This window comes from Primorskyibacter marinus, assembly GCF_003313245.1.
Taxonomy (GTDB): domain Bacteria; phylum Pseudomonadota; class Alphaproteobacteria; order Rhodobacterales; family Rhodobacteraceae; genus Primorskyibacter; species Primorskyibacter marinus.
Genome location: NZ_QJSD01000032.1, coordinates 1 through 17,837, shown reverse-complemented (window position 1 = coordinate 17,837; position 17,837 = coordinate 1). Strand labels below are relative to the sequence as shown.

At 57.8% G+C, this 17,837-nt stretch carries 16 protein-coding genes and 1 pseudogene; 7 read left to right on the top strand and 10 right to left on the bottom strand.

Annotation, left to right across the window (positions count from 1 at the left end):
- Positions 1 to 29: 29 nt before the first annotated feature.
- The 5 genes and pseudogenes from DMZ65_RS18485 to DMZ65_RS18465 form a co-directional block, all read right to left on the bottom strand.
- Complete coding sequence (locus DMZ65_RS18485) at positions 30 to 251, bottom strand: hypothetical protein (protein WP_116599347.1); 222 nt, start codon at positions 249 to 251, stop codon at positions 30 to 32.
- 2 nt (positions 252 to 253) lie between these two features.
- Positions 254 to 1,885 (bottom strand): IS66 family transposase, encoded by a 1,632-nt coding sequence (gene tnpC, locus DMZ65_RS18480; RefSeq protein WP_116599435.1) that lies wholly within the window; start codon positions 1,883 to 1,885, stop codon positions 254 to 256.
- A gap of 60 nt (positions 1,886 to 1,945) precedes the next feature.
- A complete protein-coding gene (gene tnpB, locus DMZ65_RS18475) occupies positions 1,946 to 2,296 on the bottom strand; it encodes an IS66 family insertion sequence element accessory protein TnpB (protein WP_067630184.1) in 351 nt (116 codons plus the stop codon).
- Positions 2,293 to 2,700: an IS66-like element accessory protein TnpA gene (tnpA, locus tag DMZ65_RS18470; RefSeq protein WP_116599346.1), complete on the bottom strand. Its 408-nt coding sequence runs from the start codon at positions 2,698 to 2,700 to the stop codon at positions 2,293 to 2,295. The genes tnpB and tnpA overlap by 4 nt, the downstream gene beginning before the upstream one ends.
- Positions 2,701 to 2,840: 140 nt before the next feature.
- A pseudogene (locus DMZ65_RS18465) lies at positions 2,841 to 3,341 on the bottom strand (IS6 family transposase); the annotation flags it as partial.
- Positions 3,342 to 3,451: 110 nt separating this feature from the next.
- On the opposite strand from DMZ65_RS18465, the gene DMZ65_RS18460 reads away from it, so the two are divergent.
- Positions 3,452 to 4,267, top strand: coding sequence for a DUF2971 domain-containing protein (locus DMZ65_RS18460; RefSeq protein WP_116600212.1), 816 nt, complete (start codon positions 3,452 to 3,454; stop codon positions 4,265 to 4,267).
- Between the two features lie 155 nt (positions 4,268 to 4,422).
- On the opposite strand, the gene DMZ65_RS18455 is transcribed toward DMZ65_RS18460, so the two are convergent.
- A complete protein-coding gene (locus DMZ65_RS18455; RefSeq protein WP_157960687.1) occupies positions 4,423 to 5,112 on the bottom strand; it encodes a type VI secretion system-associated protein TagO in 690 nt (229 codons plus the stop codon).
- A 24-nt stretch (positions 5,113 to 5,136) separates the two neighbouring features.
- On the opposite strand from DMZ65_RS18455, the gene DMZ65_RS18450 reads away from it, so the two are divergent.
- Positions 5,137 to 5,409 (top strand): hypothetical protein, encoded by a 273-nt coding sequence (locus DMZ65_RS18450; protein ID WP_157960686.1) that lies wholly within the window; start codon positions 5,137 to 5,139, stop codon positions 5,407 to 5,409.
- 245 nt (positions 5,410 to 5,654) lie between these two features.
- Here the strand turns inward: DMZ65_RS18450 and DMZ65_RS18445 are convergent, their stop codons facing one another.
- From DMZ65_RS18445 to DMZ65_RS18430, 4 genes are all read right to left on the bottom strand, one after another.
- Positions 5,655 to 6,413: a glycosyltransferase gene (locus DMZ65_RS18445; protein ID WP_116600209.1), complete on the bottom strand. Its 759-nt coding sequence runs from the start codon at positions 6,411 to 6,413 to the stop codon at positions 5,655 to 5,657.
- A gap of 556 nt (positions 6,414 to 6,969) precedes the next feature.
- Positions 6,970 to 9,018, bottom strand: a complete 2,049-nt coding sequence (locus tag DMZ65_RS18440) for a type IV secretory system conjugative DNA transfer family protein (RefSeq protein ID WP_116600208.1) — start codon at positions 9,016 to 9,018, stop codon at positions 6,970 to 6,972.
- 12 nt (positions 9,019 to 9,030) lie between these two features.
- Positions 9,031 to 11,439 carry a relaxase/mobilization nuclease domain-containing protein gene (locus DMZ65_RS18435; protein WP_116600207.1) on the bottom strand — a complete coding sequence of 803 codons (2,409 nt, stop codon included), beginning with the start codon at positions 11,437 to 11,439 and terminating at the stop codon, positions 9,031 to 9,033.
- On the bottom strand, positions 11,429 to 12,025 hold the full coding sequence (locus DMZ65_RS18430; RefSeq protein WP_116600206.1) for a helix-turn-helix domain-containing protein: 597 nt from the start codon (positions 12,023 to 12,025) through the stop codon (positions 11,429 to 11,431). The genes DMZ65_RS18435 and DMZ65_RS18430 overlap by 11 nt, the downstream gene beginning before the upstream one ends.
- A gap of 496 nt (positions 12,026 to 12,521) precedes the next feature.
- On the opposite strand from DMZ65_RS18430, the gene DMZ65_RS18425 reads away from it, so the two are divergent.
- From DMZ65_RS18425 to DMZ65_RS18405, 5 genes are all read left to right on the top strand, one after another.
- Positions 12,522 to 13,283 (top strand): ParA family protein, encoded by a 762-nt coding sequence (locus tag DMZ65_RS18425; protein ID WP_116600205.1) that lies wholly within the window; start codon positions 12,522 to 12,524, stop codon positions 13,281 to 13,283.
- A complete protein-coding gene (locus DMZ65_RS18420; RefSeq protein WP_116600204.1) occupies positions 13,276 to 13,848 on the top strand; it encodes a hypothetical protein in 573 nt (190 codons plus the stop codon). The genes DMZ65_RS18425 and DMZ65_RS18420 overlap by 8 nt, the downstream gene beginning before the upstream one ends.
- A 250-nt stretch (positions 13,849 to 14,098) precedes the next feature.
- On the top strand, positions 14,099 to 15,661 hold the full coding sequence (gene istA, locus DMZ65_RS18415; protein ID WP_232825063.1) for an IS21 family transposase: 1,563 nt from the start codon (positions 14,099 to 14,101) through the stop codon (positions 15,659 to 15,661).
- Positions 15,658 to 16,389: an IS21-like element helper ATPase IstB gene (istB, locus tag DMZ65_RS18410; protein WP_116600202.1), complete on the top strand. Its 732-nt coding sequence runs from the start codon at positions 15,658 to 15,660 to the stop codon at positions 16,387 to 16,389. Before istA ends, istB begins: the two co-directional genes overlap by 4 nt.
- Before the next feature lie 357 nt (positions 16,390 to 16,746).
- Positions 16,747 to 17,837 (top strand): Tn3 family transposase (locus DMZ65_RS18405; protein WP_157960685.1); only part of this gene is annotated, 1,091 nt, incomplete at its 3' end.

Sequence of the window (17,837 nt, the reverse complement as noted above, 5' to 3'; positions counted from 1 at the left end):
GTAAGCATCCGGCGTAGGCCACAGGTAGGTCATCGCTCGCGATCACGGTCCATTTCGATGAGCTCTTGCAGGTTTTCGATCCCGAATGGAGTGAATGCGATGACACCGTCGTCGCTGGGACCGTAGACCCAGATTATACCATCTTCGGTTTCCATACCGGTGGCGAGATCAAAGATCTGATTGACGGTTTCGCCCAGTTCGACAGCGACGCGGTCGATTGTCTTGACGGAATACACCTTGTTCAGCTGCATGGTTACGCTGCTTGTGTAAGGGATAGAGCTTTCCAGTTCCAAGGCAGAAGTTCATGCACGCGCGAGACGGGCAAGTCGGGCAGCCGGGCGAGAACATCGGCGAGCCAGGCCTGCGGATCGATGTCGTTCATTTTGGCGGTGACGATAAGGGTATACATGGCGGCAGCCCGTTCACCGCCGCGCTCTGAGCCTGCGAAGAGCCACGACTTTCTGCCCAGTGCCACGCCACGTAAAGCGCGTTCGGCCGCATTATTCGTCAGACAGATATGCCCGTCATCGAGGAATGCCGTGAAGGCCTGCCAACGGCCATGCTTCTCAAACATGTAGTTGATCGCCTTGGCCACCTTGTTGTGTCTGGACAGTTTCGCACGCTCGTCCTGCAGCCAGTCGTGGAGGCCGTTCACCAGGGGACGGGACAGGTTCTGGCGGGCGACGAGCCGGGCATCAGCATCCAGCCCATTGATCTCGCGCTCGATGTCGAAGATGGCATCGATCCGTTTCACCGCTTCCAGTGCGACCGGCGAGATCTGATGGGCGGGTTTGCCCTTGCGGACGTTGCCCGCAATGTCGGCCAGTTCGAAGAACTTCCGGCGGGCATGTGACCAACACAACGCACTGGTCACGGGCCCCGCGTCGCGGTCTTCGCGATAGAGATCGTTGTATCCACCATAGGCGTCCGCTTGCAGCACACCTTGCCATCCGGCCAGATGCTGATTGGGATTGGTTGCGCCGCGATCTCGAGAGAAGCGGAAGAACGCCGCTGGTGGGGCGCCACCATTCCATGGCCGATCATCACGCACATAGGTCCAGAGCCGGGCCTTTTTTGCACCGCCCCGCGCCAGAAGCGGCACGGTGGTATCATCGCCATGCAGGCGGTGAGCGGCACGCACATGGCTTTCGATCAGGGCATGGATCGGCTGCAAGGCAACAGTCGCGTGCCCGACCAGGTCCGCCAGGGTGGACAGGCTCAGCTCTACACCTTCACGGGCGAACCGCTCGGCCTGCCGGTTCAACGGCTGGTGCTGACCATATTTCTCGAAGATTAGCATTGCGATCAAGCTGGGCCCGGCCCATCCGCGCGGAATCGCATGGAAGGGCGCCGGCGGCTGACTGATCCTTTCGCAAGACCGGCAGGTGAACTTCTCACGCACGGTCTGTATGACCTTCCACTGTCGCGGGATCACCTCCAGTGTCTCGGTGACATCTTCGCCCATCTTCACGATCCGGTCCGAGCCACAGCAAGTGCAGGCGGCCGGTGCCTCAACAACAACTCGCTCGCGCGGCAGGTGATCGGGGAACGGCTTGCGCACGGGATGGCGGCGCGTGAAGGCGCGCACCGTGCTGGCTTTCTCGCTTGCTTGATCTGCGGCTAAGGCATCCTCGGTGGCCGCCGCTTCCATCTCTTCAAGCTGCAGTTCCAGTTGATCGATCAGCCGGGCGCGTCGTTCTGACGAGATACCGTATTTGTCACGGCGCAGTTTGGCGATCTCGAGCTTGAGCTCTTGGATCATCGCCTCGGAGCAGGAGACAACCGCGCGGGCCTGCGCCAGCTCGCTTTCCGCAACATCTGCACGGGCCTCTGCGGCGGCCAGGGCAGCGCGTAATTTGGCGAGTTCAGAGGCGGCATTAGACATGACCAATATTTACCAGCCGAAGCCGCGAAGCACCAATAAAAACAGGCTGGCTGGCGCAAATTAACCAGCCTTTGCAGGGCGTTGTGTCCAGCGTGGGTTACGCCAGTCGATGCCCTCCAGAAGATAACCCAACTGCGCCGCCGATATCTGTACCGCTTCGCCCGACCGGCTCACGGGCCAGATGAACTTGCCTGCCTCCAGGCGCTTTAGATAAAGCGACATGCCCACGCCATCATGCCACAGGATCTTGACGAGGTCGCCCTTACGACCTCGGAAGCAAAATATCTCACCCGCATGGGGATCACGGCCGAGCCCTTCTTGCACCTGTAGCGCCAGCGTGTTCATGCCCCGCCGCATATCGGTGACGCCGCCTGCGATCCACACCTTCACGCCCGCCGGAAACGCGATCATTGCCGATCCACCACTGCCAGAAGCCGAGCAAGCGCTTCGGACTCCACGCCGATGGGCACGATGAGACGACGCCCATTCGGAAGGGCTACCTCAACCCGACAGTCCGGAGGTGGACTGGCATCGATTGGATTTGCCTGCGACGCGGAAACTTCCTTCGGCACAGTCACCGGCGCGAACGATACAGAGCCAGAAGACCCAAGCTCACCGTTTCGATACTGCCGCCGCCAAGTCGTCAAAAGCGACCGGCCAATGCCGTGTCGCCGCGCCGTGGCTGTCACCTGACGGTGGCCAATAAAGCTTTCTTCCACAATGCGCAGTTTGTCATCATCCGACCAATGCCGGCGGCGTTCACCATCGGCAGCAGACAGAACTTCGATTTGAGGGCGGTTGATAAAGTCGGACATAAGGTCGGACTTACCATCAGATTGAGCCTGAGATCAGACGGCCGTCGCCGGAGGTTTACGTATTTCGCGCCTCTTGGCTATGCGCTTTGAGGGCATTGTCAGCTTGTTCTTCCCCGGCCTGACGTTGCCATCTGTCGCCATCATGCGGTCAGTTCAGCGACAGAGTCGCTCCACAGGCTGAACGTGTCAGCCCGGGCGTGGCGGTAGGATCTTGCAGACAGGCGGTGGCGCTTCGGACGAAACAGTGTTGCGGTTTGGTCATGGACGGATAGAAACCGCTGTGCTTGGCGAGGGGATTTGAAACGGCCCATGATCTTTTCTCGTCGCCGGGTGGGCCTGTGCGACGCCTCGGCCCGGTTGTACAGTCCTTTGTGCGAGCGGTGTTCGACGCCCGGGCAAACGTCCCGGACGGCCGTGCCATAGCTGCGCAGCTTGTCGGTCACGAGGACCCGCGGCACGCCCCACCGCTTCATCAGTTTCTTGAGAAACCGCTTGGCAGCATGGGCAATTCTGTGGCTTTACAATAGGATCTCCAGCACGTCACAGTTGGAATCGACGGCCCGCCAGAGCCAGTGTGTCTGACCACGGACAGAGATCACAACCTCGTCGAGGTGCCACTTGTCGACCGGTGCTGGACGGTCGCGATGGTTGCGTAAGTGGTCTTCAAAGAACTCGCGTCCTTTTACTGGCTCGGTTATTGCTGGCTTGCGTGTGTATCGCTTGTGATCAATTGAAAGAGGCGTGACGTCTTATGACTGAGGAGTTGACCTATTATTGCAGCGAACATGTATTTCTGTCTTTCTTGGAGAACAAACAGCTTTGGCTAACGTCTCTTTCGCAGTCCAACGACGCCGCTGAGGGGCACTGGATGCGGAATTACTGGCTTGATCTCTTCAAGCGAGAACAAAGACTAGAGCGACGGGGCGCAGCGCTGTGTATGGACACTGCCAGCCATGATCGTTTGGCGTTGGGCCTCTGTTTTTCCGAGGAACGCGACCTTCTGAGCCAGTGGCGAGGATACGCTGCGGACGGGGCAGGCTTCTCTATCACGTTCTATAGGGAAGCCTTGGAGGCCGTCGCCAAAAACCATCCCAGGAGCAAGCTGCAGTTGACCCAGATCGCTTACGGCTATCAAGATTTCGAAGAAATCAACGCCATAGTGCGCGTGCTTAACGACGCCTTCGGCGAAGATGCCCGGCTCTATAATGAGTCCAATGTCACCGGCTCTATGGAACTGGACTTTGGCCCCAAGGGAGAAAAGCACGCGAAGTATGAAAATGCTGCCAAGTCCCTCTTCACAGCCAAGAACGGCGCGTTCAGTGAAGAAAAGGAGTGGCGGCTGTTCACCTATGGAAACCTCTCTTCAATTACCGGAGTGAAGCTTAGGGGGACGGGCAAGGCAATCTCTCCATACATCCCCATAACCATCCCCGCAGAAGCCGTATCACAGGTGACCCTAGGCCCGACCAATCAGACACCCCGACACGTTCTGAAATTTGGTTTAAAACACAATGGGCTTTCCGAGGTTTCAATTAGAACGAGCCATGCGAGCTATCAGGCACGCTGATGCTTGGACGTTTGCATATTCAACGCGATCATTCCGACTTGATAGAATGCCCGCTCCGGGCTGCCTTCCGTCAACTGGCGCTTTTCGTTGGAATTGTGAACTCATGAAAGAGCTTGAGCGGTGGCAATGCGCAGTGAACGGGCCGGGTCTTTGGATCACCAGTTGCGGGCCTCACGAAGTGGTTGCACCGCTTCTCCCAGTCCTGAAATGTTGTATTCGCCCGTGACGGTACTGTCAGAGAATGGTGTTGCGCGGACGATTATCCGGTCGTGCCCGATCATTTCCTTTAAAAACGGGATCGCTGTCCCTCCACTCCAAAGCCCCAAGGCCATGTTGTCATTGCTCTCGCGAAAGTTGCGTGTCGCAGATTTTTCGGAGTCAAGCCGGTATGTCACTCGGCCCTTTCCTTGAATGGAGGACATGAAGCATTGGCCAAAGATCACCCACATATTTGTCTGGTTCTCTCGGCATGCTACATGAAAGCTGTGCCTGCCGCTTTTGTAGCGGCAATTCGTTTGCTCTTCGCTGTAGAGCGTGAGGAAAACGTTCTTTGAGTCGTCGATCTTTGATGTTTCTATGCGGACACTCCAATCTCCTGACCCAACGACTTCTTTTGTTAATTCCGGATTATATCCTGCTTCTTCATCATAGCATGCCAGTCTTTCCAAGCTATTCTCTATCTCTGTGCATCGTTCGATATCTGCGTATGCAGAAAACGACGATGCTGCAAATATAGCGACGGTGATCATAACGAGATTAAATTTCACGTTCATCCGATATTTTCCAAGTAATATTTCCTTGAGGCGAGGTTGGTCTATTTTGTGCTCGTATTCAAGCTTGCTCACGCTGATAGGGAGGCGTCACCGATATTGACAGCCAGCTTCAAGGCGATCTTGCGCGCACGGCATAAGATCTTAAAAGTTATGACCGCTTGGGGCTGCCTGCCGTCGTCTGATGAAACGCTGGAGGCTCGTGAAACATGCGATGAGTACGCTGCGGTGCCGCACGGCGGCTCGGAGCCCAAACTGCTCAACGCTGCGTGCTGCATGAATGTCCGCTATCATGAGAACAGCCATAAACCTTCAACAACTGCCAAGGTTTTGAACGAGGTTTTTGGCAGCGTCAATCGAGGCAGTTTGTGACTGTTCCAAAAGCGAGCCTTTTTGACCGGTCGGATGTAAATCACGGCTTTCGCTGATGTAGCAAACTAGCCCACCTGAAACTGGAAGAAGCCGCAGCAGCTTTGCGCTGCTCCATCGTCTTTGTATCTTCTATGCGCTCCACTTCTCTCCGACAGGATGGGGGCACATGGCAGTCAAGATTTCCGCCCGAGCTATTACAAGCCGTTTTGAGGCATGGTTGTAAGAGTTTTATGTTTAAAATAGGCTTAGCGACCACCAATCAGAGAATATTTTTCGCGAAAAAGAGATACTTCGGGCAGTATATTCAAGCGCTTCCGACAGCTGACGCTCTTTCGGTGCAACTTAGTTTGCCAGCCGATTTTTCGAGAATAATTGCGTGTATTGGCGTCGGCAATACTATTATCAGTGACGACGATGGAGCACACTGGAAAAATCGATTTTTTATTTCCGTGAAACGCTCGGCAAAGAAAAAACTTGTCTGTACCGTAATGACCACGATATGCCTCATCGTAGCCGCCAATTTTCCAGTAACGCTGCCGCGTCAGAAGCAACGTGTTAGTATGGGGATGAATATATTCTCCGCCGTCGAAATGTTTGCGCAGCAATAGGTACGGTTTGTCCGCTTTGGGCGTCTCGATAGCCCTAAGAATATCTGACTCTTCAAACAGATGATCAATATCTGTTAGAATAATCCAATCCGCTCGCGCATGATGGCACCCAATGTTGCGTGCGCCATCTTGGTTCCAACGGATATCTTGGTGGACGCGGAAAAGCTGATGCGGCAAGTTCAGACGGACCGCATTTTCTGATAACGGGTGCTGGCGAGATCCGTCGTCCACAAGGATGATTTCAATCATACTCTTGGTTTCTGGAGAAAACCGATTGTACCAGTCGGCAAGAAACTGCGCCATGTGTGGGTTTTCATAATACGCGGAGACGATGGTCAGCTTGATTTCAGCGTTCTCAGGAACCATCATTCGGTCTAATGCAAAGGAATTAATCATCTAACCAGCGTCCATCAAGTAGACCGCATTGTCTATATGTGTCATTTTTACCCGATTAATATTCTTGGAAGTGTAACACGGTTTCTGCCAGAAAAATTCAGCTTTAACCGATTGACTGGAGTATCTAGCGTCTTTTAGTGACATAACGCAACTCAATCAGCCATTTTAAGGCCTGACCAGAGATCATCCGCATGGTGTCCGCTTCGAGGGGATCAGGCGTTCAAAAACGACCGTTTGTTGAACGGTTCGCTGAAGCGGACATTCACCCAATCTCAGCCAACGTCAGTTTGGTCCCGCAGTGCCGTTGTTCGACCTTCGAAAATGCTGCGCGATCCACGAACGGCTGCAATGCCTAAGCTGCGCTGCGGCGTTCTACCGGCCTTGGCGCGACAAATACGTATGCTTTGCAAGATTCTGCAAAGGCCGCAATCTGCGCTTTTCCGCACGTCTGACCTCCGGGTGTGCCGGGTAAACGCAAAGGTTAATCTGCCGCGCCTGAAAGGTGCGGCCAGATTGCGTTTGGTCAATGATCCATGGGATTAACGCTCGTTGAGCGTCACAGAGATTTCCCCTGAAGGTCGTCGTCGGGCTGTGTTTCTTGAACCGCATCGTCGTCGGGTTCTGCTTCTTGATCCACGCCGCCGCCCGGCTGGGTTTCTTGATCCACGTCGTCGCCGGCTTCGGTTTCGTGATTTTCCAAGTTCGGCAACGCAAACTGAAACTGGCCGGGTTGGACCTTTGGCTTTAGGGCGGCTCTGGTCTGGCTCACAGGTTGTGGCGCAACCTTCTCGCCAGCCTGTATGACGTCCCTCAGATCCTCGACCTGTTTCTCCGCCGCCGCTGCTGCTTCCTTCAACAGCTGCAGATATTTGTCCAGGTTTTCGCGCTGCTGGTCGGCGCCCGGGGCCTCATCGGCGGTCTCAACCCTGTAAGCCGGTCGGCCAGCTTCCAGATCGTCGAGGCGGTCGGCGGTTGCGTCACGCTCGGGGTAGGGTCCGGACTGGTCCTTGTAGAGCTTGTTGAGATAGGGGTCGTCGTAATAGACGATGGCCTTGGACTTCACCGGCATGTCACCGTCGATGACCAGCACAACATCATCCTTGTCCATCCGCCGCGCTTCGTCCTGGGTCAGCAAGGGGACTTCTTCGGTCCGCTCGGTCATGGTCGTGCGCTGGAAAAAGCCAACCTGCCGGGATTTCTGAACCCGCCGCTTCGTTGTCATCCCGCACGCGTCTGACAGGTTCTCGATGGTCAGTTCCTCCGAGGGCGTCATGTACGACTTGATCCCTGCCCCGCCCTCAAGGCTGAGCCGTTCGTTGCGGCCATAGATTTCGTCGAGCTTGGGGATGGTCTGCGTGATGATCGCCAGCCGCCCGCCATAGGAGCGCAACGTCGTGATCCCATCCGCAACGATCGGCATTTTCCCGAGCTTGTGAAACTCGTCCATGATGATCATGACCGGCCATGGCTCTGTTTCCGGGTCGGGTTCGTGATGCTCCAGCGTGGCAATCAGATCCGAGAAGAACAGACGGATGAGGCCCGCCAGGGGTTCTATGTCCTGGCTTCTGATCGTCAGGTAGATGGAATGCGGCTCCTTGCGCAGCGCATCGAAGTCGAAATCGCTGGTGTTTGTCATCCGGTCGAAATGCGCGTTCTTCCACGGATCGAGGCCGGAATTGTTGAGCAAGGAGATGAAACTGGACAGGGTCTTTTCGTTCATCTTGCTCAGCGACGTCCAGATGAGCTTCACCGCCTTGTGTTTGGCTTCAATCGCGTAGAGCGCATATTGCGGGCCAAACTCGTTCCCGCCGCCATTCACGATCCGGTAGATCTCTCCCATCGTGGGCGTGCCACGCTGAAAGGCCAGCATTCCGGCCGCGATGAAGGCGGTGATCCCGCCCCTGAGCAGGCTTTGGTTGGCGGGGTTTTCGGTTTGCAGAAACAGGTTCGCCATCTTGTCCAGTTCGAACATCCGCTGGTCTTCGTTGGGCATCTGGTAAATCCGCAAGAGCGGGTTGTAGCGATGCGACCTGACCTTGAAACTCGTTGGCGCAAAGCGGAACACCTTGTCGCCCATTGCCACGCGGCACCGCGCGGTCTTCTCGAAATTCTCGCCCTTCACGTCGAGCGTCACCGTCGAGCCTTTGAAGGTCAGCAGATTGGGGATCACGAACCCCCTGCCCTTCCCCCGGCCGGTTGGCGCGACGATCATGCAATGCGGATACTGCTTCGAACAGATGAAGGGCGCGTTCGAGGTCTTGCCTGCGGTTTTTGCCAGAAGGAAGCCACTGCCCGGCGTCTCCATCATCTTGTTTTTCCGCAGCTCTGCCTTGCTCTGCCAATGCGTGACGCCGAAGGTGGACAGAGACTCGCTCACCACCGCCAGCGCAAGCCCCAGCCCCGCGATGACCCCGCCGCCCAGAATGACGAAGGACATATCGGCCGCGGCCGGGAAGTTGGCGCGCAGCCACCAGAAGTGCTGGACGAAGAAGAGATGGTCAACGTCCTGATCGAACACCCAGGCCAGATAGACCCCCACCATGAGGTAGGCCAGCGACAGGCCCACCAGGGAAAACAGGATGTATCCCATAAACAGCCGTTTCATGACACCGTCCTCCTATTCGTGCACGTAGTCGTCTTCTTCACGTCCCCGGAACCGGTCCTCGACAACCCGCACGCGCGCCTCATGCAGCACCCGTTCATTGATCGGGGTTCCGCGCCGGATCTCATCGTCAAGGAGTTCCAGGGCCAGATAGTTCTGGTCAGCGGGATCGTCCGTCACCTCGGCCAGGGCCTCGATGCGGCCCGCCTTGATCTCTTCGATCTGCACGTCGCTCAGCTGCTCGCGAACGCAAGCCGCCAGAGCCGCGCGTTCCTCGACCGTATCTATCTCCATACCGCGGCTGCGGCGCAGCAAGGCCTCTTCCAGCTGCTGAAGGCGTCTTACGGCCGCACGGTCGGCTGGGGCCTCCTGCTTGAGTTCAAGATCTGCTTCCTCCAGCGTCTCTTCGCGATCTGCAACGATGTAGCGCCGCTGATCTTCGCGAACATAGCTGCCGGGCGGGGTCACACTGTCTGTGGAAACGTCCCAGGCGCGGGACGCAAGCTCCGCATGAAACGACGATCTGGCAGCGTAAGCCTCAAAGGCAGAGCGGGCCTGATCGACCTGCGCCCGCCCATAATCGCGGGCAATGGGATCATCCGAAGACCCGTAGGTGAAGTCGGTTTCGGCAAACCGCCGCTCCAGCACTTCAAAGTCGCGGCGTTCCTCGGGGGCAAGCTCGGCAAGCGCGGGATAGGTGTCGATCCGCTGGGTAACGGCGTTTCCAATCTCGAAACTGCGTTCGGAAATATACGCCCTTGAATGGCCTTGCGCATGCAGGCGGGCCACTTCGGCTTGAATCCCGTCCGAAATCGCTTCTGCGCGCGCTTTCTCTACAATGTCTGTGGCATTCCATTCCTCAGGGTTAAAGGCGGCGATCCCTTCGATGCCCGCCTGCGCGCGCAAAGCGTCCGCCTCCGCACGTGCATCTGTCTCTACGCGGAACCGGTCATTTACCTCTTCGAGAACTGCGTCCTCGGGGGTCTCATGCAAGATATTGGCCTCTTCCAGAGCCTGTCGAAGCACGTGATATGTCTCCGAGAGAGTGGCAACCGCCTGTTCCCGCTGAGCGTCGTCATAGAGATCGAGATTGCGCGCCGCCGCAAATTTTTGAACGTCACTGCTGGTCCACGCCCTTTCCAGATATTCGCGCTCCGCACCGACCTCGATCCGCGCCAGAACCTCGTCTGCGTTGATCCCGGTCCCGTCCAGGATCTCACCCACCTGCTGACGGAGCTGCGGTGTAGACAATCCTTCGGCATCCTTGAGCAGACCCGCATGGTAGGGGCTGACCTCACCGGGGGCCACACGCAGCAATTGCGAGGCAGCACTGCCCGGGTTGACGACAGACAGCTCTGCCATGATCTCGATCACCCTTTGCTGATACCCCGGCCTCAGAGCCGGATCAGCCTCGTTGATCTCTACCTGCAAGTCATTGAGCGTTTCATCGAGGGCGTGCAACCTTGCATCCAGCACCTCGGCTTCGGACAGAACAATATCCGTGTCTTCAGCGGCCATGGCCTTTCCTCCGAGAATGGTTTCACCGTTTCGGAGCAATGTCTCGGCGCGCTGCAACGCCCGGGAAATCGTCGGCAGGTGATCTTGTGCAGCAAGGACCGACAATGCTCCGACGATATCGGCCCGCTCTTCAATCTGTCCCAGGGCAAATGCGAGATCCGGACCCGTCCGGACCCGCTCCCGAGGCTCCCGCCCCTCTACCTTGGCGTCGTAAATCTCTCTGGTTGTTGGCGCGCGGTGCACCAGACCTTTGTCAAACCGGCTCTCGGAGGCCATGTGGACGCCAAGCGCCTCGCCATGCGCAACCATCGCCTCGCGAAACCCCTGATAGGACATGTCCGTGCCCTGACGGAGTGTCAGCAACCGGTTGTCGCTGCCCCGCCTGTTGACGATCACATGCACATGCGGATGATCCCGGTCCGTGTGCAGACCCGCGACGTAATCGTATCTGACCTTGCCGGACTGAAACTTCTCTTCGCAGACCGCCTTGGAAATCGCGGCGACGTCATCGGGGCTGGTGCCTACGGGATAGCTCAGCAAAAGATGGCTGGTATAGCCGGTAGAGGCCGTGCCCCACCAATCCACCGACCACTGCCGCGTCACCCGGTTCATGTCGGTGTCGGAGAGCGTGTCCTGACCCTCGTACCGGCCCTGGGAGTCCAGCACCCGCTCGGCCTTGGAAAACACGTAGTCGAGCTGCCCCTTGAGCCCTTTGCGGTCTGCGCAGCCGCCTTTCTTGATCAGCTTGAACACGGCGGACGGCCGCCCCGTGGTGGCCCGCACCAGGTTGCGCGACCTCGATCCAGCCCCGCGCCCATACCGGTTGTTGTAGCGATAGGGTCCCCGCGCAGGCCGGTCGACCAACCGTCCCATAATGGCATCTACGGGAGAGATCTCATAGCGCATCGCAGCCCTCCGCAATCATCCGGCTCAGCACATCCGACCGCTTCTGGCTGCGGACCAACAAGGCGACAAGCGCCCGGCGCGTCTCGATCACCTCGTCATGCAGCGCGTAGATCTGCGCCAGCTCCCTGGCCGAAGGCTCCGCACGCCCCAACTTCTTCATCGACGCGCTCATGTCGCGGGCAACCTGGTTGAGATTGCCCCCTGCCCGGTCAAACGACGCCTTCAGCGCCGACAGATCGGCTGAAACACCCTCATCAAGTTCCGGAAAGGACAGGGCCGCGCGGATCACCGCGCGCAGAAACTCCGAGCGATTGCGAAACTTCAGACGCTGCACAGCCTCGTCTATGGCTGTCGCCTCCTTGTCAGAAACCCGCACCCCGACCATCGCAGTCGTCCTGCCTTCCTCGCTCAAAGCGACCCGTCGCCGCTCCATTCGGCTGACGGTCGAGCGATGGACGCCAAAATCACGGGCAATGTCGGCCTGGCTCACGCCTTGGCGGAGCAACCGGAAAATCTGTTCTCGTTGTTGAGCTTTCAGCTTCTTCATCGGTGCTTCACCGCCCGGCACATCATGTTGCGTTAACAATGCACATATCCTGCATTTGAAAGAATACGCCGCATTTGAAAGAATACGCCGTTGAGCGCCGCGAATCAACCTTGGGTTGACTCGGCGCGAGAGTATTCTTTCTCGGTCGGGAACCGACCGAACGACCGCCAATGCGGTCGCAAAAACAAAGACAGTCGCGGCCAGGGCCGCGCCAATTTGCTTGGGAAGGGGTGAGGGAGATGTTGGGATGGACGCAGATGCTGGGGTTCGGAAAGACGGCGAGGACAGCTGCAGCTTGGGACAACTGGTCAGCACGCCAACGATGCACGGGTCGATGGATCACGACTGGCATGGTCGCTGCTACACGGCATAACAGGTCACTGCTTGGCAGGTCATTAATCACTATCTGCTAAGCCACTCATCAAGAGATCACTGCCCGGCAAACCACTAATCAACAGATCGCTGGTCACAAGCTGTCGGGTTTGATAGCGTGGGGAAGAACATATTCCTACTGAGCAGGTGGTGAGGATCCGAGATGGCGGACGGTGAGGCGGACTTCAATCTTCCCGTGATCACGGCTTTCAGCTTCAAGGGCGGCACCGGGAAGACCACCCTTCTGGCCCTGCTCGGCAGCGCGGCCCTTGCCTCCGGGTATCGGGTCATCTTCATCGACACCGATACAACGAACAACCTGACCTCGTGGCAGGGCACGGCGGTGCAGAACGGGTATTGGCCGGACGCCGCCCAGTTGCATCACACCCTCGATGAGGACCGCGTGATCGAGATCATAGATGACGCCTATGATAGCCGCTCAGCCGATCTTGTCCTTCTCGACACGCCCGGCTTCGCCACGAAAGCGCTGGATCAGTTGCTGGCCGTGTCGGACTTTGTCATGTCTCCCTTGCAGTTGTCGCAGCCGGACGCTGTCTCAGCCGCCGCCACACGGGAGTGGATGGATGCGTTCTACCTCCGTCTTGGTGCGGGGTCACCGCGGCCTTCCCAGTGTTTCGTGGCAAATAATGTCAAGAACCTGGCGCGGCTTTCGGTGACCGAGCAGAAATATCTCGAGCGCGCGCGGAAAGATTTTGCCCTCGTCAAGACGATGGTGCCACACCGCGCCACACTGGCCATGATGACAGATAAGGGACCGCTCGGCGAAATCATCAAGCATCAGATCTCGGAGGATTATGAGGGTGCCCGGATCACCGCCGGGCACAGCACAGAACTCTTGAAACTGGCGATGAAGGTGATGAACGACGTTCTGTCACACAATGTCTGGGAGGCAGAGGATGCCTAAACCCAAAGCCCAGGTCTTAAGCCCCGACACAACAGGCGCGACCCTGCATATCGGGGACGACAAGTTCCTTGACCAACTGGGGGTCTCCCCTGCCGCCCTGCCCGGCAGGCAGGCCGCGCCGCAAGAGCCGCAGGCAAAGCAACCGGCCCGTCAGAGCGGCCAGGCGTCAAAACCGCCGCGGGGATCAAAGCCGACGTCGCGAGAGAAGAAGATTCCCTCTCAAAGCCCACAAACGCATCTGCACATCGCTGAAAAATACCTCTCCGAGATAGAGGCGCACGTGGTCAGGACAGGCGTCTCGAGGGACGACATCATCAAGCTGGTGGCGATCGAGCTGTCCAGCATCGACAGGTTCGACATGCCAGACGCGGAATGGATCGCTACACGAAAGGCGACCAAGGGCGTGCTCGTCCGCTATGCCATCCCGCAAGAGTTCGTCGACGCCTATAATCGAAAATTCAATCCGCTCGGCGTGAAGCCCCAGACCCACCCCTACTATGCATGGGCAGATCAACACGAGGACACCGTATACCCGAAGATTCTCGACAGGTTGAAAAGCATCTGATTTTGTCGGTCTGGAGGCTGCGCGCACCGCGCGGCAAGCAGCACAGGCAGCCTGACCCTTGTCACCGTCATCAGGACCCCCAGATCAGAGCGCCACTGGCGGGATGCGACGTGTCGCCACCTCAGCGCATGGGACCCAATGTTTCCTGGAAAACAAGACCATTCCGCGTAAGCAACTAGCCCACTGGATAGCAGCACTGTGAATCGGCATGCAAAATTGACCCACTTGGGTGGGTTATGAGCGCGTAAAATTGACCCACCTGTTTTCGTTAACATCCGCACAGAAAGTGCGGAGGAAAGAGCAGGTGTTATTGATGGAAAGCGTGTCGAAGATCCGACGGTGGGTATTGGTTGAGGGGCGCAGCATCCGGTCTGTTGCGCGGGCGACGGGATTATCGCGGAACACGATCAAGAAGTATCTGAAGGATGAGAGCCCGCCGAGCTACCAGCGCCAGGCGCCGCCGGTTCGGCACAAACTGTGCAACGGGTTTGATCTTCGGCTTCAGGAGCTGTTTGATCAGGACCAGAAGCGGCCGCGCCGGGAGCGGCGGACGGCCCAGAAGCTCTATGAGCAGCTCGTGGTGGAAGGCTACACCGGTTCCTATTCGCCGGTTCAGCGATTTGTCCGCGACCTGAAGCGGGCCGGTGCCGGTCCGGGCGAGGCTCTTATCCCACTTCATTTTACTGCCGGTGACGCCCTTCAGTTTGACTGGAGCGAAGAGCGGGTTGTCCTGGGAGGCGTAGAACAGAAGATCAAGGTTGCCCATTTCCGCCTGTGTCACAGCCGCAAGCCCTTCGTCGTGGCCTATCCCGGCGAAGTCCAGGAGATGGTTCTGGATGCTTTTGTGCAGGCGCTGTCTTTCTACGGCGGCGTTCCACGCCGAGTGATCATCGACAACCCCAAGACCATGGTGACCTATGTCTCCCGCTCCAAGGACCGCATCTTCCATCCCCGGTTCCTGGCCTTGATGAACCATTACGTGATGGAGCCGGTGGCCTGCACCCCGGCTGCGGGCTGGGAAAAGGGACAGGTCGAGAACCAGGTCCAGTTTTTGCGCGGCCGGCTGTTTGCGCCCAAACCTGCCTTTGATGATCTCGATGCGCTGAACGATTGGCTGCGCCTGCGCTGTGAAGAGCTGGCAAACCGGCCTCATCCCGAGCATCAGGATCGCACTATTGCAGAGCTGTTCGAAGACGAACGCGCCGAACTGCGCCCTCTGGGGCGGGCCTTTGACGGATACGTGGAGAAGACCGTCCGCGGCCGCTCCACCTGCCTGGTTCAATACGCCAGCAATCGCTACAGCGTTCCATCCCGGTTCGCCGGACAACATGTGTCGCTGCGCGCCTATGCAGGCCGGATCGTGCTGGTCTCGGGCCAGGATGTCATCGCCGAGCACAAGCGTCGCTTCACCCGCAATGTCAGCTATTTTGAGCCATGGCATTACGTGCCCCTGCTGGATCGCAAGCCGGGTGCCCTGCGCGACGGCGCCCCCTTTGTGGACTGGCAACTGCCTGAGGCCATGCATCGGATCAGGGAGCACTACATGGCCGGCAAAGGCGGGGATCGGGAGTTCGTCGATTTGCTTCTGCTGGCCCAGGATCACGGGATCGAGGTGGTCGAGACAGCTTGCGAACTGGCGGTGCAACAAAACACCCTGCGCCTGCCCGCCATCATCAATCTGATCAACCAGTTGGTGGAGCCGGTCATCACGCCGCTCAGCGACGCCTATACCTATCCGCAGCTGACCCTTCGGCCCGAAGCCGATTGCAAGCGCTATGAGACGCTGTGTGCAGCCGGGGAGGTCGCGGCATGAATGCCCTCATCGACCAACTCACCGCCCTGAGGCTGCACGGAATGGCAGCTTGCGCCCATGATTTGCTGTCCGCGCGCAAGCCACCAAGTCTGACCACAGCGATAAAGCAACTGATCGACGCCGAGACTGTAGAGCGGCGGGTGCGCTCCATCCAGTATCAAATGCGCATAGCGAAGTTCCCCCACCACAAGGACTTCGCCACCTTCGATTACGGTGCGGCCGCCGTCACCCAGACCCAGATCGAACCGTTCTGCTCAGGCCAGTTCACCGAGGAGGCGCACAACCTCATTCTGGTGGGCGGAACCGGCACAGGCAAAACCCACATCGCCATCGCTCTGGGAACGACGCTGATCAACAACGGAAAGAAGGCGCGCTTCTTCAACGCCGTCGACCTGATCAACGCCCTGATCAAGGAACAGGCCGAGGGCAATGCCGGGAAGATCATCCGGCAGCTATCGGCCCTGGACTGCGTCATCATCGACGAACTGGGCTACATTCCGTTCCCCAAGTCCGGCGGCGCATTGCTGTTCCATCTGATCAGCAAGCTTTACGAGAAGACCAGCGTCATCATGACCACCAACCTGGAGTTCGGAGAGTGGGTCTCGGTCTTCGGCGATGCCAAAATGACAACCGCGCTTCTGGATCGCGTAACCCATCATTGTGCCATCATCGAAACGGGCAACACGTCATACCGGTTCGCACAAAGCAAGCGACGCGGAAAAACATAAACGTCACGCAAGCAAAGCCCCCAGACGGACTCGCTATATGAGGGCGGCCCGCCTGGGGGCTTTGCGCCACATAGGGTGGGTCAAATTTAATCGCTGAAACCGGGTCAGTTTTGAACGCTCATTGACAACCCACAACCTATTCTGGCACCCCTCCGGAAGGCGCTGACACAACAATATCAGCGCACGAACGCCAATGCTGCTGCCAATCCACATCTGAAGGTACGTGCCGATGGCACCTTCCACATCGCTACCCCGGCAGCCGGGGCGGATGGTTCCAGCCCAACCAATGAACTGTTTCCTCAACGGCACGATGTACCGCTGGCACAGGTGCTTGAGACGATCAATAATCACTGCGCGATGCTCGGCGCTTTCGAACACTGGCAGCAGACCCACATTCGTCAGGCGGTCTCCCGCCCCGCACTCCTGGCTGGGATCATGGGCCTTGGATGTGGAATCGGCGTGCGCAAAATGGCAAGGATCTCGTCTCGCGTGACCGAGGGCGAACTGGAACACATCGTTAATTGGCGGTTTTCTCTCGACAATATCCGCGCCGCGAACGACGCTGTGGTCAAAGCTATGGATGAGATGGACCTGCCCAATATCTATCGGAACAAGGCGGACAAGCTGCACACCGCCAGTGATGGGCAAAAGTTCGAGGTTCGCGGCGAAAGCCTCGCTGCCAGCCGTTCGTTCAAGTATTTTGGCCAGGGACAAGGCGTCAGCGCCTACACATTCGTTGATGAACGCCACATCCTCTGGCATTCCCTTATGATCAGCGCTGCTGATCGGGAAAGCGCGTTCGTAATCGATGGCCTCATGTGCAATGACGTCGTCAAAAGTGACATCCATTCCACCGACAGCCACGGCTACACCGAAGCCATCTTCGGGATGACGCACCTGCTGGGCTTTTCCTTCGCCCCACGGATCAAAGGCATTGGAAAACAGACCCTCTACATCTTCAAGCCGGACCGCCCAAGGGATCATGATTGGATCATCGCGCCGGACAAAACCATCAATGAGACCCTGATCCGCGAAAACTGGGATGCTCTGTTACGTCTGGTCGCCACCATCAAGCTCAAGGAAAACACCGCGTCCGACATCTTCCGGCGGCTCAATTCCTATTCCCGGCAGCACGCGCTCTATCAGACTCTGAAAGCCTTCGGGCAGATCATCAAATCGCTGTTCATCCTGCGCTATGTCGATGACCTGAGCCTGCGGCAGGCCATCGAACGTCAGCTCAACAAGGTCGAACTCGCCAACCGCTTCACCCGCGCTGTCGCCGTTGGCAATCCCCGCGAGTTCACCCAAGCCGAAAAAGAGGAACAGGAGATCGCCGAGGCCTGCAACCGCCTCATCAAAAACAGCATCATCTGTTGGAACTACCTCTACCTCGCCCACCAACTCGAAAGGGCCCCGGATGAGGAAACCAAAGAAAACCTGCGTCGCAC

What these genes read in the sequence shown, in the direction of transcription:
- tnpB (WP_067630184.1), bottom strand. Translation starts at nt 2,296, where the DNA reads ATGATCGCGTTTCCGGCGGGCGTGAAGGTGTGGATCGCAGGCGGCGTC.
- istB (WP_116600202.1), top strand. Translation starts at nt 15,658, where the DNA reads ATGAATGCCCTCATCGACCAACTCACCGCCCTGAGGCTGCACGGAATG.
- DMZ65_RS18425 (WP_116600205.1), top strand. Translation starts at nt 12,522, where the DNA reads ATGGCGGACGGTGAGGCGGACTTCAATCTTCCCGTGATCACGGCTTTC.
- DMZ65_RS18435 (WP_116600207.1), bottom strand. Translation starts at nt 11,439, where the DNA reads ATGCGCTATGAGATCTCTCCCGTAGATGCCATTATGGGACGGTTGGTC.
- DMZ65_RS18485 (WP_116599347.1), bottom strand. Translation starts at nt 251, where the DNA reads ATGCAGCTGAACAAGGTGTATTCCGTCAAGACAATCGACCGCGTCGCT.
- tnpC (WP_116599435.1), bottom strand. Translation starts at nt 1,885, where the DNA reads ATGTCTAATGCCGCCTCTGAACTCGCCAAATTACGCGCTGCCCTGGCC.
- DMZ65_RS18420 (WP_116600204.1), top strand. Translation starts at nt 13,276, where the DNA reads ATGCCTAAACCCAAAGCCCAGGTCTTAAGCCCCGACACAACAGGCGCG.
- tnpA (WP_116599346.1), bottom strand. Translation starts at nt 2,700, where the DNA reads ATGTCCGACTTTATCAACCGCCCTCAAATCGAAGTTCTGTCTGCTGCC.
- DMZ65_RS18445 (WP_116600209.1), bottom strand. Translation starts at nt 6,413, where the DNA reads ATGATTAATTCCTTTGCATTAGACCGAATGATGGTTCCTGAGAACGCT.
- DMZ65_RS18460 (WP_116600212.1), top strand. Translation starts at nt 3,452, where the DNA reads ATGACTGAGGAGTTGACCTATTATTGCAGCGAACATGTATTTCTGTCT.
- DMZ65_RS18440 (WP_116600208.1), bottom strand. Translation starts at nt 9,018, where the DNA reads ATGAAACGGCTGTTTATGGGATACATCCTGTTTTCCCTGGTGGGCCTG.